Source organism: Dictyobacter aurantiacus (genome assembly GCF_003967515.1).
Taxonomy (GTDB): domain Bacteria; phylum Chloroflexota; class Ktedonobacteria; order Ktedonobacterales; family Ktedonobacteraceae; genus Dictyobacter; species Dictyobacter aurantiacus.
In genome coordinates this window covers 5,613,215-5,633,602 of record NZ_BIFQ01000001.1, presented here as the reverse complement: position 1 = coordinate 5,633,602, position 20,388 = coordinate 5,613,215, and the positions used below count along the sequence as shown (strand labels likewise).

The window sequence follows — 20,388 nt, the reverse complement described above, 5'->3', positions numbered from 1 at the left end:
GTAACGCCGCCCTCACATTGTGAACAGTGACCACATCATATCTCAAAAATGCGGTCGTGATCAGCGGGCAGGTGGCGTCCACGGCGGAGGCGGCAGACAATTATAATCGACAACATAAATAGTGTCGATCTTCCAACCATTCCCTCCCTCACTAATCAGGGTCACGTTGGCCGGCTTATTCTGCGGCTCATCCGGCGGATGCCCTCCAGGAGGTGGAAACGGGGGCGGCTGATTATGATCTCCATCCGGCGGTGGTCCATCAAAATGGGGACAGGTCAGGGTCAGGTTTAATCCCGCCTGGTGCCTGGCATCGGGAACACTGGCAACGGCGCAGCGGCTCGTCCCTTGAAAATATTTTTGAAAATCTGTGAACGGATGCTTGCTCTGATACCCGCGGGAGAGCTGGTCGTACGCGGTTTGAAAATCGGGCGCCGTTGAGTTCATGGCCCGACAAAAAAGCGTGACCACCCCCAATGGCGTGTTCGCGTTCACGACAATCGTGGTCGCAGTGCTGGCGTTAATTCGCGGACTCGCGACGCGTGTGCTAGAATTGAACGCATTCACATTAAGAAGCAAAACGTAGACCAGCAGGAGCATCAGAGCGATCCCGATCGCTACAGCGGTTGCCAGCAGTCCTCGCTTCGTTTTTTTGTGGACCGCCGGCACCACCATTGGCATGATCCCTTGCTGCCCTGGAGATGAGGAGAGCGAGATAGGCGTGTTCAGCTTGCCCAGGATACTCTGCAGCCTGAACTTCACCTCTTCCATGCTCTGGGGGCGTTTCTTTTCGTCTAGATCCATCATCTGCATAATCAGCGCCTTGAGCGCCAGCGGTACCCCTGGCACCAGGGTATCCAGGGCCGGAAAGTGAAACGTTGGCAGCGTGATATCAAAGCCCGAGATCAACTGGTATAGGATGACGCCCAGACTGTAAATATCGGCGCTGGGCCTGGTCTGCCTCTCACCATATTGCTCGGGGGCCGCGTAACCAGGCGAACCTTGATCGGTGGTATCCTTTGATTGGCCGCGCTTAAAGAAGCGCGCGATCCCAAAGTCGATCAGGTAGATATGCCCATCGCTGGCGCGCATAATATTGGAGGGCTTGAGATCCCGAAAAATGATCGGCGGATGATGGGTATGCAAATAATGCAATACATTGCACAGCGCAATCCCGATCTCGATCACCTCTCCCAGCGGCAATTTTCCTCCCTGACTGCTCAGGTACTCCTCCAGCGTCTGCCCCTTGATATAGCTCATCACCAGGTACCAGCGCTGATTCTCCTCAAAGTGATCATAGATGCTTGGCAGATGCGGATGCTGCAGCCCGGCCAGAATATGCGCCTCGCGCTTGAAATTCTGCGCCGCCTGCACCCTTTCCTCGGACGATAGAAACGACTGGCTCATCTCCTTGATCGCCACCAGCCGGCTCCCCAGCTGCATGTCCCGGCCAAGATATACCGTTCCCATCCCCCCCTGCCCGATCGTGAACAGCACACGGTAGCGCTGTTTGAGCATTCCTTTAGACGCGAGCACCGCCTGAGGAGGTGAAAAGGGCACAATACTGCTTTGCTCATCCAAAAGCGAGCGACCGCACTTCAAACACCGCGTCTGCCCCCTGGGATTCTCAAAACCACAAGCGCTACAAACAGACAAAAAAGACGGCATCTCCATCTCCTCAGAGCACAATATCCTCTTAATCCATAAAATGGAATATATTGACATAATTTACCTTGATGTCCAACAAAAGTATACATAAAGAGGAAGAGTTACCGCAAGCTTATTTTCTCTCCTATAGCATGAATGGATATGCCCCTCCTAAGAGGGTATTTGACTTCCGTCATGTTGGGGGCACTTGCGCGCCCCCGCACGCGCGGCCGCTGCGCGGCCGCACCGGTTTTGGGTGTTGGTGCAGCAGGGGCGCGAGAGCGCCCCTGCTGCACCAACACTCTATAGACTTGTGAGCACCAGAGGTACTCAGAATTCCTTTATATGTTAGTGTATGGGGTACGCATCAGCGCACCCCTGCTGCACCAATACCCTATAGACTTGTGAGCACCAGAGATGCTCAGGATTCCTTTATATGTTAGTGTGTGGGGTGCGCATCAGCGCACCCCTGCTGCACCAACACTCTATAGACTTGTGAGCACCAGAGGTACTCAGAATTCCTTTATATGTTAGTGTATGGGGTGCGCATCAGCGCACCCCTGCTGCACCAATACCCTATAGACTTGTGAGCACCAGAGGTGCTCAGAATTCCTTTATATGTTAGTGTATGGGGTGCGCATCAGCGCACCCCTGCTGCACCAATACCCTATAGACTTGTGAGCACTAGAGGTGCTCAGAATTCCTTTATATGTTAGTGTGTGGGGTGCGCATCAGCGCACCCCACACACTAACATATAAAACCAGCGCGGCTGCGCAGCGGCCGCGCGTGCGGGGGCACTCATGTGCCCCCAGAGTGACGGGAGTCTGACACGCTCAGCAGAGTAAAGCAGAGATGGGTTGCCTGCCGTCATGACGGCAGGCAACCCATCTCTGCTTTACTCTGCTAGCTGACCATCGAGCCACTGCAAAAAGAGAGACCACCAGTCGGGCTCTGGCCTTTCCTCGGGATTAAATATGGTCGTCAAAAATTCATCCACCGAGAAGCCCAGCGGGGCCTCCCAATCACCACCATCAAACTGGAACGCCCGCACCCGGTCGGTCGTTACATGCCAGACCACGGGACAGCCGCCACCATCCTCGGCGATTACCACGTGTTGCCCTGCCAGTAACACGTCGCCGCGCTTATCCCAATCGCGCAGCAGCTCAAACCACTTGCGATTCATCTCGACAAGCTGAGACAGCGAGGGCCAGTTGAACCAGTTAAAATATCCCCCATCACAGAACCGATAGAAGTCCTGTAGCGCCTCGCAACCGGGTAGATAAGAAGGCCATTGATCAGAGGAAGGAGGAGAGATAGTCCAGGCACAAAACTCCACTTTTTGCCTGGTCAGGGATGCAATGCGGCTCTCCCGAGCCACCCAACGCTGAATAACATCTCGCCAATCTCGCATAGAGAAAACTCCACATCTATTCGTCTTCTACTCGTACGAATGGCAGTGTAGACCTGCACATAAACAACAATAATACCGTGCCCGGCACCAAAAAATCCCTATAAATGCTGGACATTATGTTAAGTAGTCTATCACCTTTTTTATCCTCGCGCCAACGCATCCCACCAACGCCCTCCTTCTATCAACACATCTCACCAACCTCAACATCAAAAAAAGAAGCATTCCAACAAGGGGGAATGCTTCCCAAAACCCCGAACGTACCCAAACCCCGAAACGCCCCATCCCACAAGAAGATCATGTAAAACGAGAAATGACCACAGTACGTGCGGGCGAGCATGCTCGCCCGCACGTACTGTGGTCATTTCTCGTTTTACATGATCTTAAATTGAAGGTATTGGGGCTTGCCCCGACTTGCTGCCTCCGGTTGAGGATGTCCCCAACATCCTCGCCCCCACGATACCGCTCCCCCTGTCATTCCACGCCAGCCCACGCCACATAACGCCGCAACGGATCGCTCTCAACAGGCCGACCGCGCACCGCGATATAGCCATCGGGCCGTATCAGGACCACACCTTCGTCTTCAATACCGTAGCGCTCAAACAGGGTATCATCCGGGTTATAATATACCCCCTCCTCCCCTGTGCCATCTGGCTGACCACGCAGGATATGATAGACGTCCAGCCAGTCCCGCCAGCCGCCGAGCGCGCTCCGCAGCTCGCCATCAACCTCCCCATTGCGTCGTCCAAAGATCAGCAGGACATGGCGCTCTCCGTTCAAAAGGTCATACAGCCTGCCGGGCATGTCCTCGTGCCCTTTGCATATCTGCCCATCGGGAGCACGACCGCCCGCCTTGATCGAGCCGTGATCAGACCGGACCTTCTCACTACCATCTTCGATCGTCAATGGACTGCGCGCATAAGCGATGCTTAACTCAGAGGCGTTGGTCGTGAAAAGCTGCTGCACCTTCTCCAATCGCGTCAGGTGAGGCGCGAGCACATCACGCGTGGTTGTCGCCACCGGCTGGTGCATCAGAGCGAGGTCCGTCAGACGGCCGGTGTTGAGCAACAACTGACGGCCAACCTCCGCCCGTTCGCTGGCATAGCTCTCCAGCAGCCGCTCATGAGCCTTCCCCTGTGCGACCAGCGCCAGCTTCCAGCCCAGATTAAACGCATCCTGGATACCCGTGTTCATGCCCTGCGCCGCGATGGGCGAATGAATGTGCGCGGCATCACCAACCAGAACCACGTGCCGCCACAGGTAACGGTCAACCTTGCGCTGGTTGATCTGGTAGCGCGCTAGCCAGGTGGGATTGCTCGCGCGCGCCCCCTCGGGACCACAGGCGTCGATGGCGCGCTGGATCTCGTCCAGGGTGATCTCGCCCGTGGGTGCCTCCTCCGGCTTGTAGGCGATGATGAAGCGGTGCTGCCCATTCGGCATCGGAAAGTAGGCGATGAAGTTGCCGCGATTGAGACGCGCGAAGGACTGGTTGTTCGGCACATCCCACTGCATGTGTACATTGCCGGTAGCGAAGCTCTGCTCAAACGTCTTGCCCACAAAGGTGGCTCCGATCAGGTGCCGTACCTTGCTATGGGCCCCATCGCACCCGATCAGCCAGCGGGCCCGTACATGCTCCTCGCTGCCATCCACGTGCCGCAGCAGCGCCTCAACACCCTCCGCATTCTGCTCCAACCCGACCAGCTCGCTGCCGCGCTCGATCTGACCACCCAGCGCCTCCACATGCTTGGTCAGCACAGCCTCAGTCGCGGGTTGTGGAAGCATCAGCACATAGGGATAGGCGCTCTCAACGTGGCGGGCAAAGTCAAAGCGCGCCAGCTGCCGCCCCTCGCTATAGATGCTAAAGGCCGGCACCCTCACCCCCTGTCCCACCATCTCCTCCGCCATCCCCGACGGTGTCAACAGCTCCAACGTACGCGACATTATCCCCAGCGCCTTCGTATTCTCGGCCGCCATCACATTCTTATCGATCAATCGTGGCCGCAGTCCGCGCCGCAACAGCTCATGAGCCAGCGTCAGCCCGCACGGACCCGCCCCCACAATCAACACATCCGTATCCATGGTCTTCTTCTCCTTTCTCCATATGTTCGGACCTCGCGTCCGATTATCTCTCTACGCACGATCACGCCCCTCAAACCCTCAACGCCCGCATCATCACCTCCACCACCGCATCGGCCCGCTCCAGCGCTACCGATCCACCTTCTGTGAAAAACACATCAAGCAAGACATACGTCAATAGACCACCCACCATGGCATGGGCGATCGCGTCCATATCCACCTCGTCCACCACGTTGTACTCCCGCGCCTGCTGCAGCACACCCATGATAACCATGCGCCCTCGCTCGGGCACCGCCTGCTTAAACAGCTGTCCCAGGTGCGGAAAGCGTCCGCTCTCCGCCATAATTATGCGCAGTAGCGCCAGGTAATCGGGCTGCGCCATCACCGACAGGATCGCGCGCGCCACGATCGTCAGCGCCCTCCGCAATGCCTCCATATCGCGCGGCACAGGCAGATCCGCCAGGGCCGCCGCCGGACGCTTCTGCTCTAGCGTCATATGCTCCAGCACATCCACAAACAGCTCCTCCTTGCTCGCATAGTGACGATAGAGCGTCTCCTTGGAGGCCACCCCGGCCTCCGCCATAATCGCATCCGTACTCGTCCCCGCGAAACCCGACACCAGAAACAACCGCTGCGCCGCCGCCCGAATCTGCTCCCGCGTCCTCACCCCCCGACTACTCACTTTCTTATTCATCTTTACCAACCTCCGTATCGTACCTTACGGTACGATTATACACTACCCCCACCCAAAATGCAAGTATAAGTTCGAATCTCGCGTCCGACTTCTTTCTCTCCTGGCAATCACATCCCCACATGTCCGGACTGCGTGCCCGATCCTTCTCTTGCTAACTAACGTTACTTGCGTTATAATGTACAGACAAAAGCAAAAGGAATCCCACCATGGCACTCTTTGACGACACATTAATAGAGGAGATTACCACGCTCATCACACAGCGCCACCGTACGCTGGAAGACGCGCTGGGGATCTCAAGCCGTCCCCGGCTGGGCGACGAGGCGAGTCCGCTGCGGCGCGATCTGTGGCTGTTGATCGGCATCGCCAACGGCGAGTTCAGGCGCTCCGACGAGCAGACGGTACAGCAGGCGGAGCAGGCTCTGGCACGCGTGCAGAATCTGCTGCTAGGCAATGCCCTCCACAGCCGGACGCTGCTCCCGGACCACTTCTGGCGCAGCGATATCGGTGTCCTGCTTTCACGCGTGCGCTGGTGGATCTCATCGGATGAGCTAATTACGATCAGCAACGCGGCCGCGCTGGCCTTCGGCTCTAATACACAGGCCAATCGCATGCGCGTCGTGCGCGCGATCGATAACGGCTTCCTGGAATCGTTCCCGGACCCCTCGGTGGCCAATCCTCAGCAGAATAAGCGTGTGCTGCGACCACAGGTCGAACGGCTACGCGATCAGCGTAGCCTGCCGGATATAGGATAAATACGGAGAGAAGAGAAGAAGGATCAGTTATGAATCGCAGAAAAGAGCTTGCGCAGGCATATAAAGAACGCGAAATCATCGGCGGCATCTACATCATAAAGAATAGCCGGACCGGCCGGTATCTGCTCGACCATACCGCTAACCTGCAGGGGGCGCGCAACCACTTCCAGTTCGCCGTCAGTACCGGCTCTACGGTGCATCCCCGGCTGCAGCGGGACTGGCAGGCGCTGGGCCCCCAGGCCTTTACCTTCACTGTGCTCGAAGAGCTCAAGCGACAGGCCAAGCAGAGCTCGGAGTCCTTTCTGGACGACCTGAAGACGCTTACGGAGATGTGGCGCGCCAACCTGGACCCGGCACTGTCCTATTGAACCTTTCCCCGTGCTGAGATCGGCCAGATGGCTTCGATGCGTCCGTCGCGATAGGCATAATAGGTATCGTGCAGGTTGATGGTGGTGTCGATATGGCTGGGGATCATCTCGACGCGGTCGCCGATCCGCAGCGGCAGCTCCTGGTCCGCGTCAGCCTCGTCGCGCCAGACCAGCGCTCCATGTTCGTCTCCTTTCGGCTGATAGGCCAGTTGCTCCCATCCCTTTGGCTCGGCCATGCCGCTATCGATCGAGAGTGATTTGAGGCCTGCATCGATAATCGCTCGATTGGGAGTGGGACGACTGATGACGGTCGCTAACACCGTCAGGGCGTTGGAGTAGACCCCTCCCAGGGCGTTGCGATAATCGGTGTCCATAAATACAAATGAGCCGGGCTGCACCTCGGTGATGCCATCGAAGTCGGCGCAGAACTCGGCGGTCCCCGTTCCGCCGGTGGTTACGATCTGGATCGGGAAACCGGCTGTACGCAGTTGTTCGGCGGTCCCGGTCAGCGTCTGCATGGCCTGCTGGCAGCGCCGCTGCCTCTCCTGTGGATCGTGGATATGCTGCAGATGCCCTTCGTATCCCTGCACGCCGATCAGCTGCAGGTGCTCCATCTCGCCGATCTGCCGCGCCAGTTCCAGCGCCTCTTCACCCGGCGTGACCCCGCAGCGGTCCTGCCCCACATTCAGATCCAGCAGCACCTTCGCCTCCAGATTCGCCGCCCCCACCGCCGCGTCGAGCGCCCGCGCTCCCTCCACGCTATCCACCACCACCTTGATCAGCGAGTGCTTCCGCAACAGATCCACCAGCCGCGCCAGCTTGGGTCTGCCCACGATCTCCGTCGTGATCAGCAGATCCTCGATCCCGCCCTCAGCCATTACCTCGGCCTCGCTCACCTTGGCCACGCAGCCGCCAACGGCCCCCGCCGCCAGCAACCGCAGCGCCAGTTCAGGACTCTTCACCGTCTTGAGATGCGGCCGCACCCGTACATTGCGTACTCGGAATCGCTCCATCAAACGACCGATATTATCATCCATCAATGTCAGATCCACAATCATTGCCGGCGTGTCCAGCGCATCCAGCGCATCGCCTACCCCTGGCTGATACATAAAGCTATGACCCTCTCTCATAAGTTCGGACCTCGCGTCCGATTTCCTCTCCCCGCACGATCATCTCCCCCCAGACGTTCGGACCTCGCGTCCGCTTCCTTCCTTCTTTCCCGCGCTACAAACCACAGATACTATAATATCATACAAATAGTCTCACGAGCAGATCACTTACACGCGTTTTCTCCATTATCACATAAAGGAGTGTTGAAAATAGGCTCCAGATCAGCTATTATCTATAGAGGAATATTTAAGATAATTTCGACACGTTTCCTTTTTTTATGTATACTGTATCTTCTTAACAAAGGAAAATGCGTATGGACGCAACCAGACCTAAACCGACGCTACCGCCCGGCCCCAAACCGTTACCCGTACTGGGAAATAACCATAGTTTCGTCAAAGATCCGCTCAATTTCTTGCAAACCCTCCACCAAACCTATGGACCCATGGCCACTATTTATATGACCGATACCCCTTCAGTGGTCCTGTTCGAGCCTGAACATATCCATTATGTGCTGGCCGAGAATCCTCGCAATTTTACGAGCGCGGAGTTCGCTCAGGGGCTACAGGAGTTTACCGGTCATGGCCTTTTCAACCTGGATGGCGATACACATCGCCAGCAGCGCCGTCTGGTACAGCCGGCCTTCCATCGTAAGCGGGTCGATAGCTACGCCGATACTATGCGCCAGTATACGCTGGAGATGCTCGATAGCTGGAAAGTTGGCGATCAACTTGCCCTGGACCAGGAACTTCAGCAGTTGACGATGCGCATCGTGGCCAAGTGCCTGTTCAATGTTGATCTCGGCCTGCGCAACAGCAACCTGGGTCAAGCCTTCACAGATATCCTGGAAAATCAGCCGCGACTATTGGAAACCATCTTGAAACTGCGCATCGATCTGCCCTTCACTGATTATGGCAAGCGCCAGCGCGGCAAGCGCATTATTGATAAAGTGATCTATCAATTGATTGCCCAGCGCCGCCAGGAGGGGGGTGACGAGGGCGACTTCCTCTCAATGCTGTTAGCTACTACCGAAGATGGCCACGGCCTGTCGGATACCCAGATACGCGACCATATTATGACCTTTGTGGCCGCCGGGCACGAGACATCCAGCAATACGCTGGCCTGGACTTTCTACCTGCTGGGACTGGCCCAAAATGAGAGTAAATATGCCACACTCTACCAGGAGCTCACATCACAGTTGCGTGGGCAGGCCCCTTCACTGGGCGATCTTTCCAAAATCCCTTATACGGAGTGGACCATCAATGAAACCCTGCGCCTCTATCCACCTGCCTACTTGATCGGCCGCCGAGCGCGCGAGGAGTTCACACTCGGCGAATATACCTTGTCCGCCGGAACGTTTGTACTGATCAGTAAATGGGTGCTCCATCGCCGACCTGACCTATGGGAGGCTGCCAATGAGTTCCGACCCGAGCGCTGGCGACCCGAAAACGCCAAAAACATCGTTCCCTGGTCCTATATCCCCTTTGGGGCTGGACCGCGCATGTGCATCGGCATGCCCTTCGCGCAATTAGAGATGCGCATCCTCCTGGCGACCATGCTGCAACGCTTTAAGTTCCGCATCGCCCCTGGCTTCAAAATGCAGACCGACCCCTTAATCACTCTGCGTCCCAAAAATGGCCTCCAGGTCATTCTCGAACCCGTATCATAGATCACCATTCCCTCCCATTCTCTATGGGAGCATCGGAGGCGCAAATACGCATCCCTATCATCGATCACCATTCCCCCCATAAAGTACTGCGGCCGCGCACGCGGCCGCCCGTGCGGAGGCGCTCACGCTCCCCTGTAAAAAGTGTGTCTGACACCCCCTAACTCTTTGCATCATGAATAGAAGAGATTTCAACATGATTCTTTAAGTATAGCTCGATTCAAAGATGCTGCATTTCGTTTTATACCGAAAATGGTTTTCTTTAGTCCTATTTTTTTAATTAACTATTGCATTATTAGGAACGGTCGTGTAAAATTTGCAAATATCTATATGTCGATATCAGTTATACACTTCAAAGACCTGAGGTAGAAAGAAGGCTTCAAAAAGAACAAGAAAATTACCGTATACAGGATGTACACGCGGGTGCCTGCGTCGTACGAGTTTTACTACATTCAAATGAATTGAACTGTATTTGTGGTTCACGTATGAGGAGCTCTTTTCATGAGGAAACATCTGCATTCTCTACGCTTTGTGGCTATCGCTATCGCACTTCTGGCGGCGGTAGGCGCCGGCTTCGGTACTTTCTATTTTCATGGCAATGACGCCCATGCCGCCCAGGCGGACGACGGCCTTGGAACGCCAAAGTACACCACCGATGGTGGCGTGTCCAACTTCTCTTCACGCGCCAATACCATCCCTTACTGGCAGTCGTCCTTCACCGATCCAACCAATAGCACAACCTATCCCTATACCATGGTTGGCGCCAACCCTAACACGAATAGTACCACAACTATTCCTACAGTGATCATCCCGGTCCGCTTCACTTTTGTTCAATCTGCCGATCCCAATAATGTACTCGATGGTACAGATAGAGTAGCAGCGACCGTAGCTTCACCTGTCTTCCAGAAAGCTGATATCGGTGCCGCCGCTGATGCGACAGCCAGCGCTCCCCCCAGCCAGCCTGGAGTCGCCCCGGCCAATGCGCGTCCGGTTCAGGAGCCCAGCGATGTAACCCAGGTGGGCGATGCCATCTATCGCGCGCAGTGGGGCAAGAGCGGTTCGAGCTACCACGTGGTGCTGGGACAGCCAACCATTATGCCAACCGTTTCCTACAGCGTTCCTGCTAACCAGGGCCAGATCGTCCTTGGCTCGCGCTCGCATGCTCGCATTGGCCTGATGGACTATAACTGGTTCTCCAGCCGCCTGCATGAGACGATCAATAACCTGCATATCACCCCTAACGAGCTGCCTATCTTGCTGGTGGACAACACCTTCCTGTATGAGGGCAACAATACCGCCAACTGCTGTATACTCGGCTACCACGGCGCCTTCTCGTCACTGAATGGCAATGGTCAGCAGCAGGTGCAGACTTACATGTTTGCTTCCTACAGCTCACCTGGCATCTTCCGCACCAACCCTGGCGATACCACGTCCTACATCCAGGACATTCACGGTCTGAGCCACGAGGTTCAGGAGTGGTATGACGATCCGTTCGTCAACAACACGATCAACCCCTGGCTGACCCCGACCGCACCACAGTATGGCTGCACCTCCGACCTTGAGACCGGCGACCCCGTCGTTGGCTTCGGCTTCACAGTCCATATGTCCAACGGTCTGGACTACCATCCAGAGGACGAGGTACATTATTCCTGGTTCGCCCGCGAGTCACCATCGCGCGCCGCGCAGGGCTACTATACCTACCTGAACAACTTCGCTGGCGTCGCCAAAGGCTGCTAATACCGCCCCAACCAACGTTCAGCGTAAAAAAACACGAGAGGCGCTCCGGAAATCTCCGGAGCGCCTCTTTCTATCCGTTTTGTGTTGGTGCATCAAATGCGCATTCGAGCATTTGATGCACCAACACAAAAAAAACAGCGCGGCCGCGCGTGTGGGGGCGCTCACCTGCCCCCACGATGACATGAGTAAAACCCATTCTCCTTGAAAGTTCCATAGCGCTAATAAAGAATTAGATCCATCATCTCTCACTTGACAATCTATCTTCACGCATGTTATATATTACTCAATATTATAACAAATAGCTTTATTGATTATAACTAATGGCTATAAATCCATCGCAAGGAGTGCATGATGAACGTGAATTGCTCTACTGGCCGGTTGATGCATGGAGGTCTGGCAGTTCTATTACTCTGTCTTTTATGTATGACTATGCTCACGCCCGCGCAGGCCGCGCCCTCTTCGTCTCATGATACGGGTGATGAGGTAACGTCGTGGCTGCGCCAGCACGCGGTCCCTTTCACGACCGCTGAACCCGGTAGTTCGGATGCCGATCTGCGTCCCCTTGCGCAGATGATCGGCTCGGCTCAGGTGCTAGGACTGGGCGAGGAGACGCACGGTACCCACGAGTTCTTCGCCATGAAGGCGCGTATCATCGAATATATGGTGCAGCACATGGGCGTGACAGCCTTCGCAATGGAGGATGACTGGGGCATGAGCCAGGGGGTCGATAACTATATCAATGGCGGCTCCCAGGATATCTGGAGCGTGATGCTCAATGATCTCTTTATTACCTGGCGTACCCAGGAGGTGAAGAGCCTGCTGGAGTGGCTGCGCACCTATAATGCCGACCCCGCCCATCCTCACAAGGTCCATTTCTATGGCATCGATATACAGTCGCTGGAACGACCCACCGTCGATGGCGTGCTCAACTACCTGCGCAAGGTCGATCCTTCACAGGTAGAGACAGCCCACACCATCTATCAGAAGTTCATCGGTGATAATCAAAATGTCGGCGGCTGGAGTCAGTACAAGAATCTGGACCAGGCCGGCAAGCAGCGCTATGTCAGCGCCGCGAAGCAGATCTACGATGTGTTACACACCCATCAGGCAGCGTATATCCAGCATTCATCGCCTCAAGCCTTCGCCGAAGCGCTGCAGGATGCGCGCGTCGTGGTGCAGTACGCCACGGTTGTGCCTGATCGGATCCAGCAGGACTATGCTCTGTTTAGCGCTGATCACCTGCCGCAAGCCACCGATCCCTCGTCGTATTACTGGTTTTTGCAGCGCGATGTCTATATGGCCGAAAATGTCAACTGGCTGCAGCAACACAATGTGGGACGCATGGTGCTCTGGGCCCATGATGACCATATCGCCCGCAACGCTGCTCTCTATCACATCAATGGGGTCACCATCGAGGGCAACATGGGATTCTACCTGCAGCGCTGGCTGGGAGCACGCTACCTCCCGCTGGGCATGACCTTCTCCAGCGGCAGCTTCAATGCCAACTTCTCTTTCTCTCCCACGTCCTATACCATCGACACTCCCAATCCGTACAGCCTCAATGGCACCCTTGCCAGCGTCAACCTACCACGCTACATGCTCGACCTGCGTCAGGCTCCCAGGCAGGGAGCGGTCGCCGACTGGCTTGATGCGGGACAGGCCTTCCGCACCGTCGGGATGTATCCTGGTACAGGCAAAGATGAGATCTACACGCCCCGGCAGGCCTTCGATATCATCATCCACTTCCAGCGAAGCCATCCCTCACGGATGCTCTCCAGCCAGGCCTCCTTCTTCGGTACCCTCTACGATAACGCGAACTATATCATCCTGGGCATCATTGCGTTCATCGCCCTCATCATCATCCTGGTAGCCTTGCTCCGCTGGCACTACCGCCGCCGCCTCGCCCGCGAGCGCGCGTTCATACAAAAATTGCGTTCCTCTCCTCCCGCGACCCAAACTACCACATCATCATAGGTGCCGGGCAAACGCCGGCTTTTTTTCCATCCCTTAATCCTCCGGTCCTGGCAAGAGACCACCACCTATCGAGCTAGCCCTGGCAAGGCTGGCTCGATATCCCCTCTCACAATATATCCTTGCCTTTACAGGCTTCTTCGAGTTATATTACATACAGATATATTACTTGAAGTCATATGATTTCTAATAATATATTGCACTGACTATTGCCTCCACTCAGGCAGCAGAACGTCAAAGGAGAACATAGCTATGGAACAGATCAATATCAAAGCCGCCGCCGTACTCGACGCACCAGCTGAAGATATCTATGCAACTATCGCCGACTATCGCCATGCACACCCACGCATCCTGCCAGCGGGCAGCCTGTATGACCTGCAGGTCGAACAAGGAGGCTATGGTGATGGGACCATTATCCGCTTCAAGGCACGCGCCCTCGGTGTTGAGCGCGTCTTCTATCAGCGTGTAAGTGAGCCAATCCCTGGCCGCGTATTAATCGAGCAGGACATCGATCCCACCCACAACGCCACCACCACCTTTACCGTCATCCCTATTGAACAATCCCACCAATCGCATGTAGAGATCCGCCACACCGAAAACGCCAGCCCCGGCCTCAAAGGTGCACTCGAACGCGTCATCAACTCCCTGGTGATGACGCCCATGCTGCGCAAAGAGCTCAAGCTCCTCGAAGGCGTCGCCCGCCAGCGCGCCCTGTAGCCACCGCCTACCTCACCGTTATAAGATCAATTCCCATGTCTCGCCGACCAGGTCCTGACCGAAGCTGTGGTGGGGCTCCTCGGCGATCAGCTTAAAGCCGGCCTTCTGGTAGATGTGCCGCGCCGCCAGCAAGACGCTGTTGGTCCACAGTTGGATCTTGTGGTAGCCGTGCTGGCGCGCGAAGCGGATACAGGCCTCGACCAGGTGGCTGCCCAGGCCCAGCCCGCGCGCGCTCGGCTCGACCAGCAGCAATCTGAGCTTGCCCTCACCCTCACCACCCCGGACCAGAAAGACGGAGCCGACGATCTCCCTCTGCATCTCGGCGATCCAGCAGTGCTCATAGTTGGGATCATAGTTGTTGACGAAGTCGGCGACGATCCGGGCCACCAGCGCCTCAAAACGCTCATCCCAGCCATACTCCTGTGCATAGAGCACGCCATGCCGGTGCGTGACCCAGCCCATATCACCCGGCTGATGCGAGCGCAGCACAAACGGCTCGGAAAACTTGAAGCCCTTCGTGAGGATGCCTTCGATCTCCTGCATGGCTCTCAGCAAGCGCTGCTGCTCTCCCTCGCTCAAACCATGCAGCATCTCCGCAACCTCGTCACGCGACCGCTGATCTAGCAACAGCGCGGCCTCACGCCCATTCTCCGTCAGCGCTAGCAAGAACTGCCGCCCATCGCTATCAGATCGCCTCTTCTCGGTCAGACCACGCTGCTCCAGCTGCGCCAGCGTGCGGCTGAGATAGCCGGGATCAAGCCCCAGCTCGCGTCCCAACTGCGAGGCCGTGGTCCGCTCACGATGCGCCAGCTCAAACAAAATACGCGCCTCCGTCAAAGTATAGGGACTATGCAATAATCCCTCGCGCAATACCCCTATCTGCCGCGTAAACGATCGATTAAAATGCCGCACAATACCGATTCGTTCGTCAATATCCTCAGGTACCATCCTTCACCTCTTTACTTGACAAAAGCAACTATCTACTTGCCAGTATCAACGATTTAGTTGCCTTTGTCAAGTATATATTCAGCACGAGCAGCATCTGAAGCAACTATTCAAAAACACAGCCATATGTTATACTGGCGGGCGCTTCTATATATACATGTTCCACTGCATGCTGATGAAAGGACCCTTAATCATGTATACCCAACAGCCCTATCGTTGCCGTTTTGATTGGGGACGCCGCGGCACCCATATGGCCGCCGCGCGCGGCGATATCCTGGTAATTGTGGATACGTTGAGCTTTGCGACGGCTGCGGTGACCGCCGTCCAGCATGGCGGGATCATCTACCCCTATCCCATCCATGAGGATGATCCGGCCCTATTCGCGCGCAGCATCGGTGCCGAGGTCGCCGTCAACCGTCACGAGGTTCCAAGCAGGGGTCGCTTCTCCCTCTCCCCTTCGACCTTGCAACAGATCGAGCCGGGCACGCGGGTGGTGCTGCCCTCGCCCAACGGAGCGACCTGCAGCCGCTATGCGCGCCAGGTTCCCTATCTCTTCGTGGGCTGTCTCGTCAATGCGCAGGCCAGCGCCAACGCCATCTCCTCACTCCTTGAGCAGCACGATCTCAACGTGACCGTCATCGCCTGCGGTGAGCGCTGGCAGACGCCATCGGAGGATGGAGAGCTGCGCGTCGCCATTGAGGACTACCTGGGCGCTGGCGCCATCCTGTCGTATCTCGCCCACGAAAAATCACCGGAGGCCGAGGTATGCGCGGGCGCCTTCATCCATACGCAGAACCGCATCGCCAGCCTGATCTGGAACTGCGGCAGCGGCCGCGAGCTACGCGCCAAAGGCTTCGCCGACGATGTTCACGCGGCCTCCCAGCTCAACCGCTACAACACCGTCCCCTTCATGAAAGATGATCACCTTGCCCCGTGGCCGTAGGTGCCGGGCTTGCCCCGGCTTTTGTCGTCGGCACGCGACCCCGTACCCCTTCGCACATGTTCCCACAAACATAACCGTACCACAACCATAGCACAAATCGCGTTTTTTGTCTGTAATCATCTTTACAGTTTCCACACCCACATCCGCCTATACTCTCTTATGGACACTATGGATACCTATTTAAAGCCATCTCGGCATCCGTCGATGCCAATCACAGAAAGGTTCACTCGCCGTATGACAATATCTACCGCCACGCCACGCAGGCTCTATCTCTTCCCCCTCTCATATTCCAGCGTCCCGGCCGCCGGGCGCACGTTGGAGATGGTGATGGGCTGCTACCTCATCGAGATGAGCGATGGAACCTACGTCCTGATCGATAGTGGCTTGCCGGCCGACTTTACCCGACCCTCGGGCGCGCCCGTGCCGCAGCAGGAGAAGAATGTGCTGGCCCACCTGGCCGATCTGGGCCTCTCTCCCAATGACATCAATGTGCTGATCTGTACCCACTTCGATGTCGATCACGCTGGCTACCACGATGCTTTTACGCGGGCGGAACTGATCGTGCAGCGCTCCCACTATGAGCTGGCGCGGGGAGGCTATCCTCGCTTCGCGCCCGCGCGCGCCCACTGGGATCACCCGGACCTGCGCTACCGCCTGGTCGATGGTGATACCGAGCTGGCCCCTGGCCTGACGCTACTGGAGACGAGCGGCCATACCACCGGCCACCAATCGGTCCTGCTGCGCCTGCCCCACACAGGTCCCGTCCTGCTGACCATCGATGCGGTCCTGATGCAGTCTGCCTTCACGCCCGATCGTCCGGCCTGGCCCATGGATGAGAACGAGGAGCAGGTGCGCGCCAGTACGCGCAAGCTTCTGCACGTAGCCGAACAGGAACACGCTTCCCTCGTCATCTTCGGCCATGACGGTGCGCAGTGGAAAACCCTCAAGACCGCCCCCGCCTACTACGACTAGTACCGCAGAATCAATTCAGCCGGGATAGATATCCCGGCTGAATTGGCTGCGGAAACCGCTCGTTGCTGGCTACCTATAAATCGATGGCCGGCAAACCATGCATGCCGAGGGCGAACGAGATCTCGCCACCATGATGCAGGTCGTGCTCGATGAGATGCCAGATGACCCACTGACGCGTATGCGTCTCGTCAATCCCTGTCTCCTCATCAAAGTCGTGCAGGATCTCATCCATGTCGGCGATCGTCCAGCGCCGCAGGCCATCATGCAGCACCTGCCACGTGCCCTGGAGGCCACGCGCCAGTTCCTCACCCGACCTGGCAGGCTGATCCTTGTCATCCCACTTGCCCAGTTCCAGCAGGTCCGCGCTCTCCTCTTTCATCACAAGATAGAGCCAGCGGGCACGCGCACCAATAATATGCCTGGCAATCACACCAGCCGAACGCAGATGCGGGGCCGCCTTCAAATCAAGCTGCTCCACCGTCAACGGCGCCAGCGCCTGTATCAGCAGCCGCTGATAGTTATCCCACCCATCATAGAAAGGGGCCAATGTACGTGTCTGTTCTTGCATTAATCCTTCTCATTTCTGCTTTTTTAAGCGCGCAAAAAAACATCCATCTTCACAATCTTATTTTGTGGTTTTATCATGCGAGGGGAAGGCATACACAGAAGCGGATAACAGCACACACGCCGTCTATCCATCAGCAGAACGATACAGGCGGATAGCAATCGCTATTTGAAGAAGCGCGCAATCAAAGAGTTAAGACTATACGAAGTTACGGAGTGATGCGCGAGCCACCACCCACCAATCTATTGCTGAAAGGATGCCCACCCTCTTTTCATCAAATCCCTTATCCATATATATCCTCCTTTCAACTACAAAAAACAACATCCAACACGCCGAGTATAACAGAATCACCTCTACAAATCAACCACGAAAATGTTTCCGGGGGTCATTCATTTTTTGCAAGGAGAAAGGTAACAAGAAAAGCGGACACGCGTTCGTAGGTTCGGCCCTTGCGGCCGATTGCCGCGCAGCGCCCGTGCCCCGACGTGCACATTCCACCAACATGACCATCCCCCCTCTCAAAGGGACGCCAGCGTGGTATGTTGATTGAGTTTTTCCCTTTCGCTCCCATCTTCACCTCGATAAATGACCGAACGTTCGGTCATTTATCGTATAGCTGAGAAAAAAGGAGGCTGCTGAGGGATTCCCTGGAACTCATATATGAGGCTGGGGCATCCCGCGGGACGCTCCACCCTCATATGCTGCGCGGCTACCAGGAATAACTGGCGATAGCGTTGTACATCTCCAACAGCCCGTGCGGATAAGCACCCTCGTAGAACCAGCCCGGTCCCTGGCCGTGCCCATCGTCGAAGGCGCAGGCGTTGCCGGAAACATCGCTGGTATCGCAGTAGCTGACCAGGGCGTTCAGCACGGTCGAGGGATCATGCAGGGCGCCTCCATGGTTGTAGCAGGAGCCGGTGGAAGAACTTTCATACCACACTTTGTGGTTGGCGTTCATCATGAGCGCGCTGTTGCCGACCAGGGTATCGCAGTGGCTGCCAACAATGGTCCAGTCGGTAGTGCCGCCGCTGTTGGGATGCCGGGCATTGGCGCCCAGGTCACGCATAAATGCGCTGTTCCAGTTCATCTCCTGCCCCTGCGTGCAGTTGCCGCAGGCCAGCGACGCCCCCAGGATACCGTTGTGAGGCGTATCAAAGGTAATGGCATCGGTGACGGTCCCGATGGTAGGAGGCATCCAGGATATGTGCCGCTCGGCCAGTTCCATCGTGTGCCGGATGATCAGCCCCCCCATGCTATGGCCGACCAGGACCTCCGACCAGTTGCGCTGCCCGAAATTGTAGTAGAGGTACCAGCCAAACAGACAACTGATGTGGTCGAGGCTCTCGTTGTTGGTGCCGTCATTGGTGTTGCCCATGCCGACACAGTGAACGCGGTACAGCGGATTGTGCAGGTCAGCCGTGTAGTGGCCGGCGGACCCCTCCTCGTTGCCGTTGCTGGCGCACTGGGAGCCGTCCGGCTTTACCTCCCTGTTATAATAGCTGATCTGCCGAAGATCACCTTGCCAGCGGCTGGCCAGAAAGCTGGCGGCATCGCTCCAATAAATATCACACTCCGGCATCGTCCCGCTGCCGTTGGGCGCTGACCCCAGCAGGCCCTCACCCCCATTCAAACCATGCACAAATACCACGCTGGTACCGCGATACGTGGCACGCGGCGCCAGAGTCTGTTGCTTCTCCTTCGCCTGAGCATGCCGCGGACCCACGGTACTGGCGTGCGGCCTCCCCCGGCTGGCCGTCGACGAACGCGCCGGCGCGGCCTCAGACGTGCTGCTCGCCCCCAGCAACACCGAAGCCACACAGACCACCAGCACCAGCAAAAAAATAACCCGAACGCGGCCAGAGCTGGAAAATAAAACCTTCAAGTGGCGCATAATGATCAGAAATCCTTTCCATCCCATTTATTGCAAAGCTTATACACCACAAAAAACGCAAATCAACCAGCTTTTCGCGCTTTTCGCGCCCTTTCCCCAGACGCAACGCCCAATCCACAACGTAACGCCCCCCAATGCAGCGCCTCCTTAAAAAAGGAACGTAATCGTAGCGGCGACCCTCGCGGTCGCCAGCCGCGAAGCGGCCCCGTTCCCGGTCTGTTCGGCTCCTCCTGTTATCCCCGCCAGCCCAACCGAATAATTGGGGCGCAAAATTTCCGCTTTTGGTGATAACGTAAGCATAGATATATCGAAGGCGTCATTTGTTAGTTGGCACACATGAAAGGACAAACCACGACATGGATAAAGCGACATTTGTGGCGACATTGCTGGAGCAGCGCGCGGAGTGGGAGGCGCTGCTGGCACGCTTCGATGTGGAGGAGATGCTGCTGTCGGGCGCGGCCGGCACGTGGTCGATCAAGGATGTGGTGGCGCACGTGGCCTGGAGCGAGCACGAGATGGTGCCCGTCATGCGCTCACATATCTTTTCGGGCTCCCAATTATGGCAGGTGTCGGAGGACGAGCGCAACGAGGTCGTCTACCAGCAGAACGAGGCGCGCTCGCTGCAGGAGGTGCTGGCGGATGAGCAAAAAATCTACGCGCAGTTCCTCCAGGCAGTCCAGGACCTCGACGAGGAGGATTTCCACGATCCCCGGCGCTTCCAGCATATGCCCGCCGACTGGGTCCCCTGGCAGATCTTCGCCGGCTGCTCCTACAAGCATTATGAGGATCACATGCCCTCACTGCAAGCCTGGCTGATACGCCGTGGCGATCAGCCATCCCGACCATCGGAAGCATAATCTGCCGCAATAGCATACTTTAAACTGTTTTGTGCGTATACATAAATAAAACAATTAGCATCTCTTTTTATAAT

General features: G+C 56.5%; 17 protein-coding genes. 9 read left to right on the top strand and 8 right to left on the bottom strand.

Annotated elements, in window-relative coordinates; genetic code table 11:
- Positions 1-60: 60 nt before the first annotated feature.
- The 4 genes from KTT_RS22770 to KTT_RS22755 all read right to left on the bottom strand — a co-directional run bounded on the left by KTT_RS22770 (position 61) and on the right by KTT_RS22755 (position 5,823).
- The gene (locus tag KTT_RS22770; RefSeq protein ID WP_160146058.1) at positions 61-1,665 is read right to left on the bottom strand and encodes a serine/threonine protein kinase; all 1,605 of its coding nucleotides are present in this window, start codon (positions 1,663-1,665) and stop codon (positions 61-63) included.
- 875 nt (positions 1,666-2,540) lie between these two features.
- Complete coding sequence (locus KTT_RS22765; RefSeq protein WP_126598543.1) at positions 2,541-3,056, bottom strand: SMI1/KNR4 family protein; 516 nt, start codon at positions 3,054-3,056, stop codon at positions 2,541-2,543.
- 471 nt (positions 3,057-3,527) lie between these two features.
- A complete protein-coding gene (locus KTT_RS22760; protein WP_126598541.1) occupies positions 3,528-5,132 on the bottom strand; it encodes an FAD-dependent monooxygenase in 1,605 nt (534 codons plus the stop codon).
- A 70-nt stretch (positions 5,133-5,202) separates the two neighbouring features.
- Positions 5,203-5,823 carry a TetR/AcrR family transcriptional regulator gene (locus KTT_RS22755; protein WP_126598539.1) on the bottom strand — a complete coding sequence of 207 codons (621 nt, stop codon included), beginning with the start codon at positions 5,821-5,823 and terminating at the stop codon, positions 5,203-5,205.
- A 206-nt stretch (positions 5,824-6,029) separates the two neighbouring features.
- On the opposite strand from KTT_RS22755, the gene KTT_RS22750 reads away from it, so the two are divergent.
- Positions 6,030-6,575, top strand: a complete 546-nt coding sequence (locus tag KTT_RS22750) for a hypothetical protein (protein WP_126598537.1) — start codon at positions 6,030-6,032, stop codon at positions 6,573-6,575.
- 29 nt (positions 6,576-6,604) lie between these two features.
- Entirely contained in the window at positions 6,605-6,943 is a 339-nt protein-coding gene (locus KTT_RS22745) for a GIY-YIG nuclease family protein (RefSeq protein ID WP_126598535.1), read from the top strand.
- Here KTT_RS22745 and KTT_RS22740 read toward each other — a convergent pair.
- On the bottom strand, positions 6,937-8,073 hold the full coding sequence (locus KTT_RS22740; RefSeq protein ID WP_126598533.1) for a DSD1 family PLP-dependent enzyme: 1,137 nt from the start codon (positions 8,071-8,073) through the stop codon (positions 6,937-6,939). The genes KTT_RS22745 and KTT_RS22740 overlap by 7 nt on opposite strands.
- 293 nt (positions 8,074-8,366) lie before the next feature.
- Between KTT_RS22740 and KTT_RS22735 the strand changes: the two genes are divergently transcribed.
- From KTT_RS22735 to KTT_RS22720, 4 genes are all read left to right on the top strand, one after another.
- Complete coding sequence (locus tag KTT_RS22735) at positions 8,367-9,719, top strand: cytochrome P450 (protein ID WP_160146057.1); 1,353 nt, start codon at positions 8,367-8,369, stop codon at positions 9,717-9,719.
- Positions 9,720-10,217: 498 nt separating this feature from the next.
- Complete coding sequence (locus KTT_RS22730) at positions 10,218-11,453, top strand: hypothetical protein (RefSeq protein ID WP_126598529.1); 1,236 nt, start codon at positions 10,218-10,220, stop codon at positions 11,451-11,453.
- 348 nt (positions 11,454-11,801) lie between these two features.
- Complete coding sequence (locus tag KTT_RS22725) at positions 11,802-13,427, top strand: erythromycin esterase family protein (protein ID WP_126598527.1); 1,626 nt, start codon at positions 11,802-11,804, stop codon at positions 13,425-13,427.
- A 249-nt stretch (positions 13,428-13,676) separates the two neighbouring features.
- A complete protein-coding gene (locus KTT_RS22720) occupies positions 13,677-14,141 on the top strand; it encodes an SRPBCC family protein (protein WP_126598525.1) in 465 nt (154 codons plus the stop codon).
- Between the two features lie 18 nt (positions 14,142-14,159).
- Here KTT_RS22720 and KTT_RS22715 read toward each other — a convergent pair whose 3' ends face one another.
- A complete protein-coding gene (locus KTT_RS22715) occupies positions 14,160-15,089 on the bottom strand; it encodes a bifunctional helix-turn-helix transcriptional regulator/GNAT family N-acetyltransferase (protein WP_126598523.1) in 930 nt (309 codons plus the stop codon).
- Positions 15,090-15,279: 190 nt separating this feature from the next.
- Between KTT_RS22715 and KTT_RS22710 the strand changes: the two genes are divergently transcribed.
- A complete protein-coding gene (locus KTT_RS22710) occupies positions 15,280-16,029 on the top strand; it encodes a 2-phosphosulfolactate phosphatase (protein ID WP_126598521.1) in 750 nt (249 codons plus the stop codon).
- Between the two features lie 234 nt (positions 16,030-16,263).
- Complete coding sequence (locus KTT_RS22705) at positions 16,264-17,001, top strand: N-acyl homoserine lactonase family protein (RefSeq protein WP_126598519.1); 738 nt, start codon at positions 16,264-16,266, stop codon at positions 16,999-17,001.
- A 73-nt stretch (positions 17,002-17,074) separates the two neighbouring features.
- Here KTT_RS22705 and KTT_RS22700 read toward each other — a convergent pair whose 3' ends face one another.
- Entirely contained in the window at positions 17,075-17,569 is a 495-nt protein-coding gene (locus KTT_RS22700; RefSeq protein ID WP_126598517.1) for a DinB family protein, read from the bottom strand.
- Between the two features lie 706 nt (positions 17,570-18,275).
- Positions 18,276-19,457: an alpha/beta hydrolase family protein gene (locus KTT_RS22695; RefSeq protein WP_126598516.1), complete on the bottom strand. Its 1,182-nt coding sequence runs from the start codon at positions 19,455-19,457 to the stop codon at positions 18,276-18,278.
- Between the two features lie 356 nt (positions 19,458-19,813).
- On the opposite strand from KTT_RS22695, the gene KTT_RS22690 reads away from it, so the two are divergent.
- Positions 19,814-20,314: a DinB family protein gene (locus tag KTT_RS22690; RefSeq protein ID WP_126598514.1), complete on the top strand. Its 501-nt coding sequence runs from the start codon at positions 19,814-19,816 to the stop codon at positions 20,312-20,314.
- The last annotated feature ends 74 nt before the right edge of the window (positions 20,315-20,388 follow it).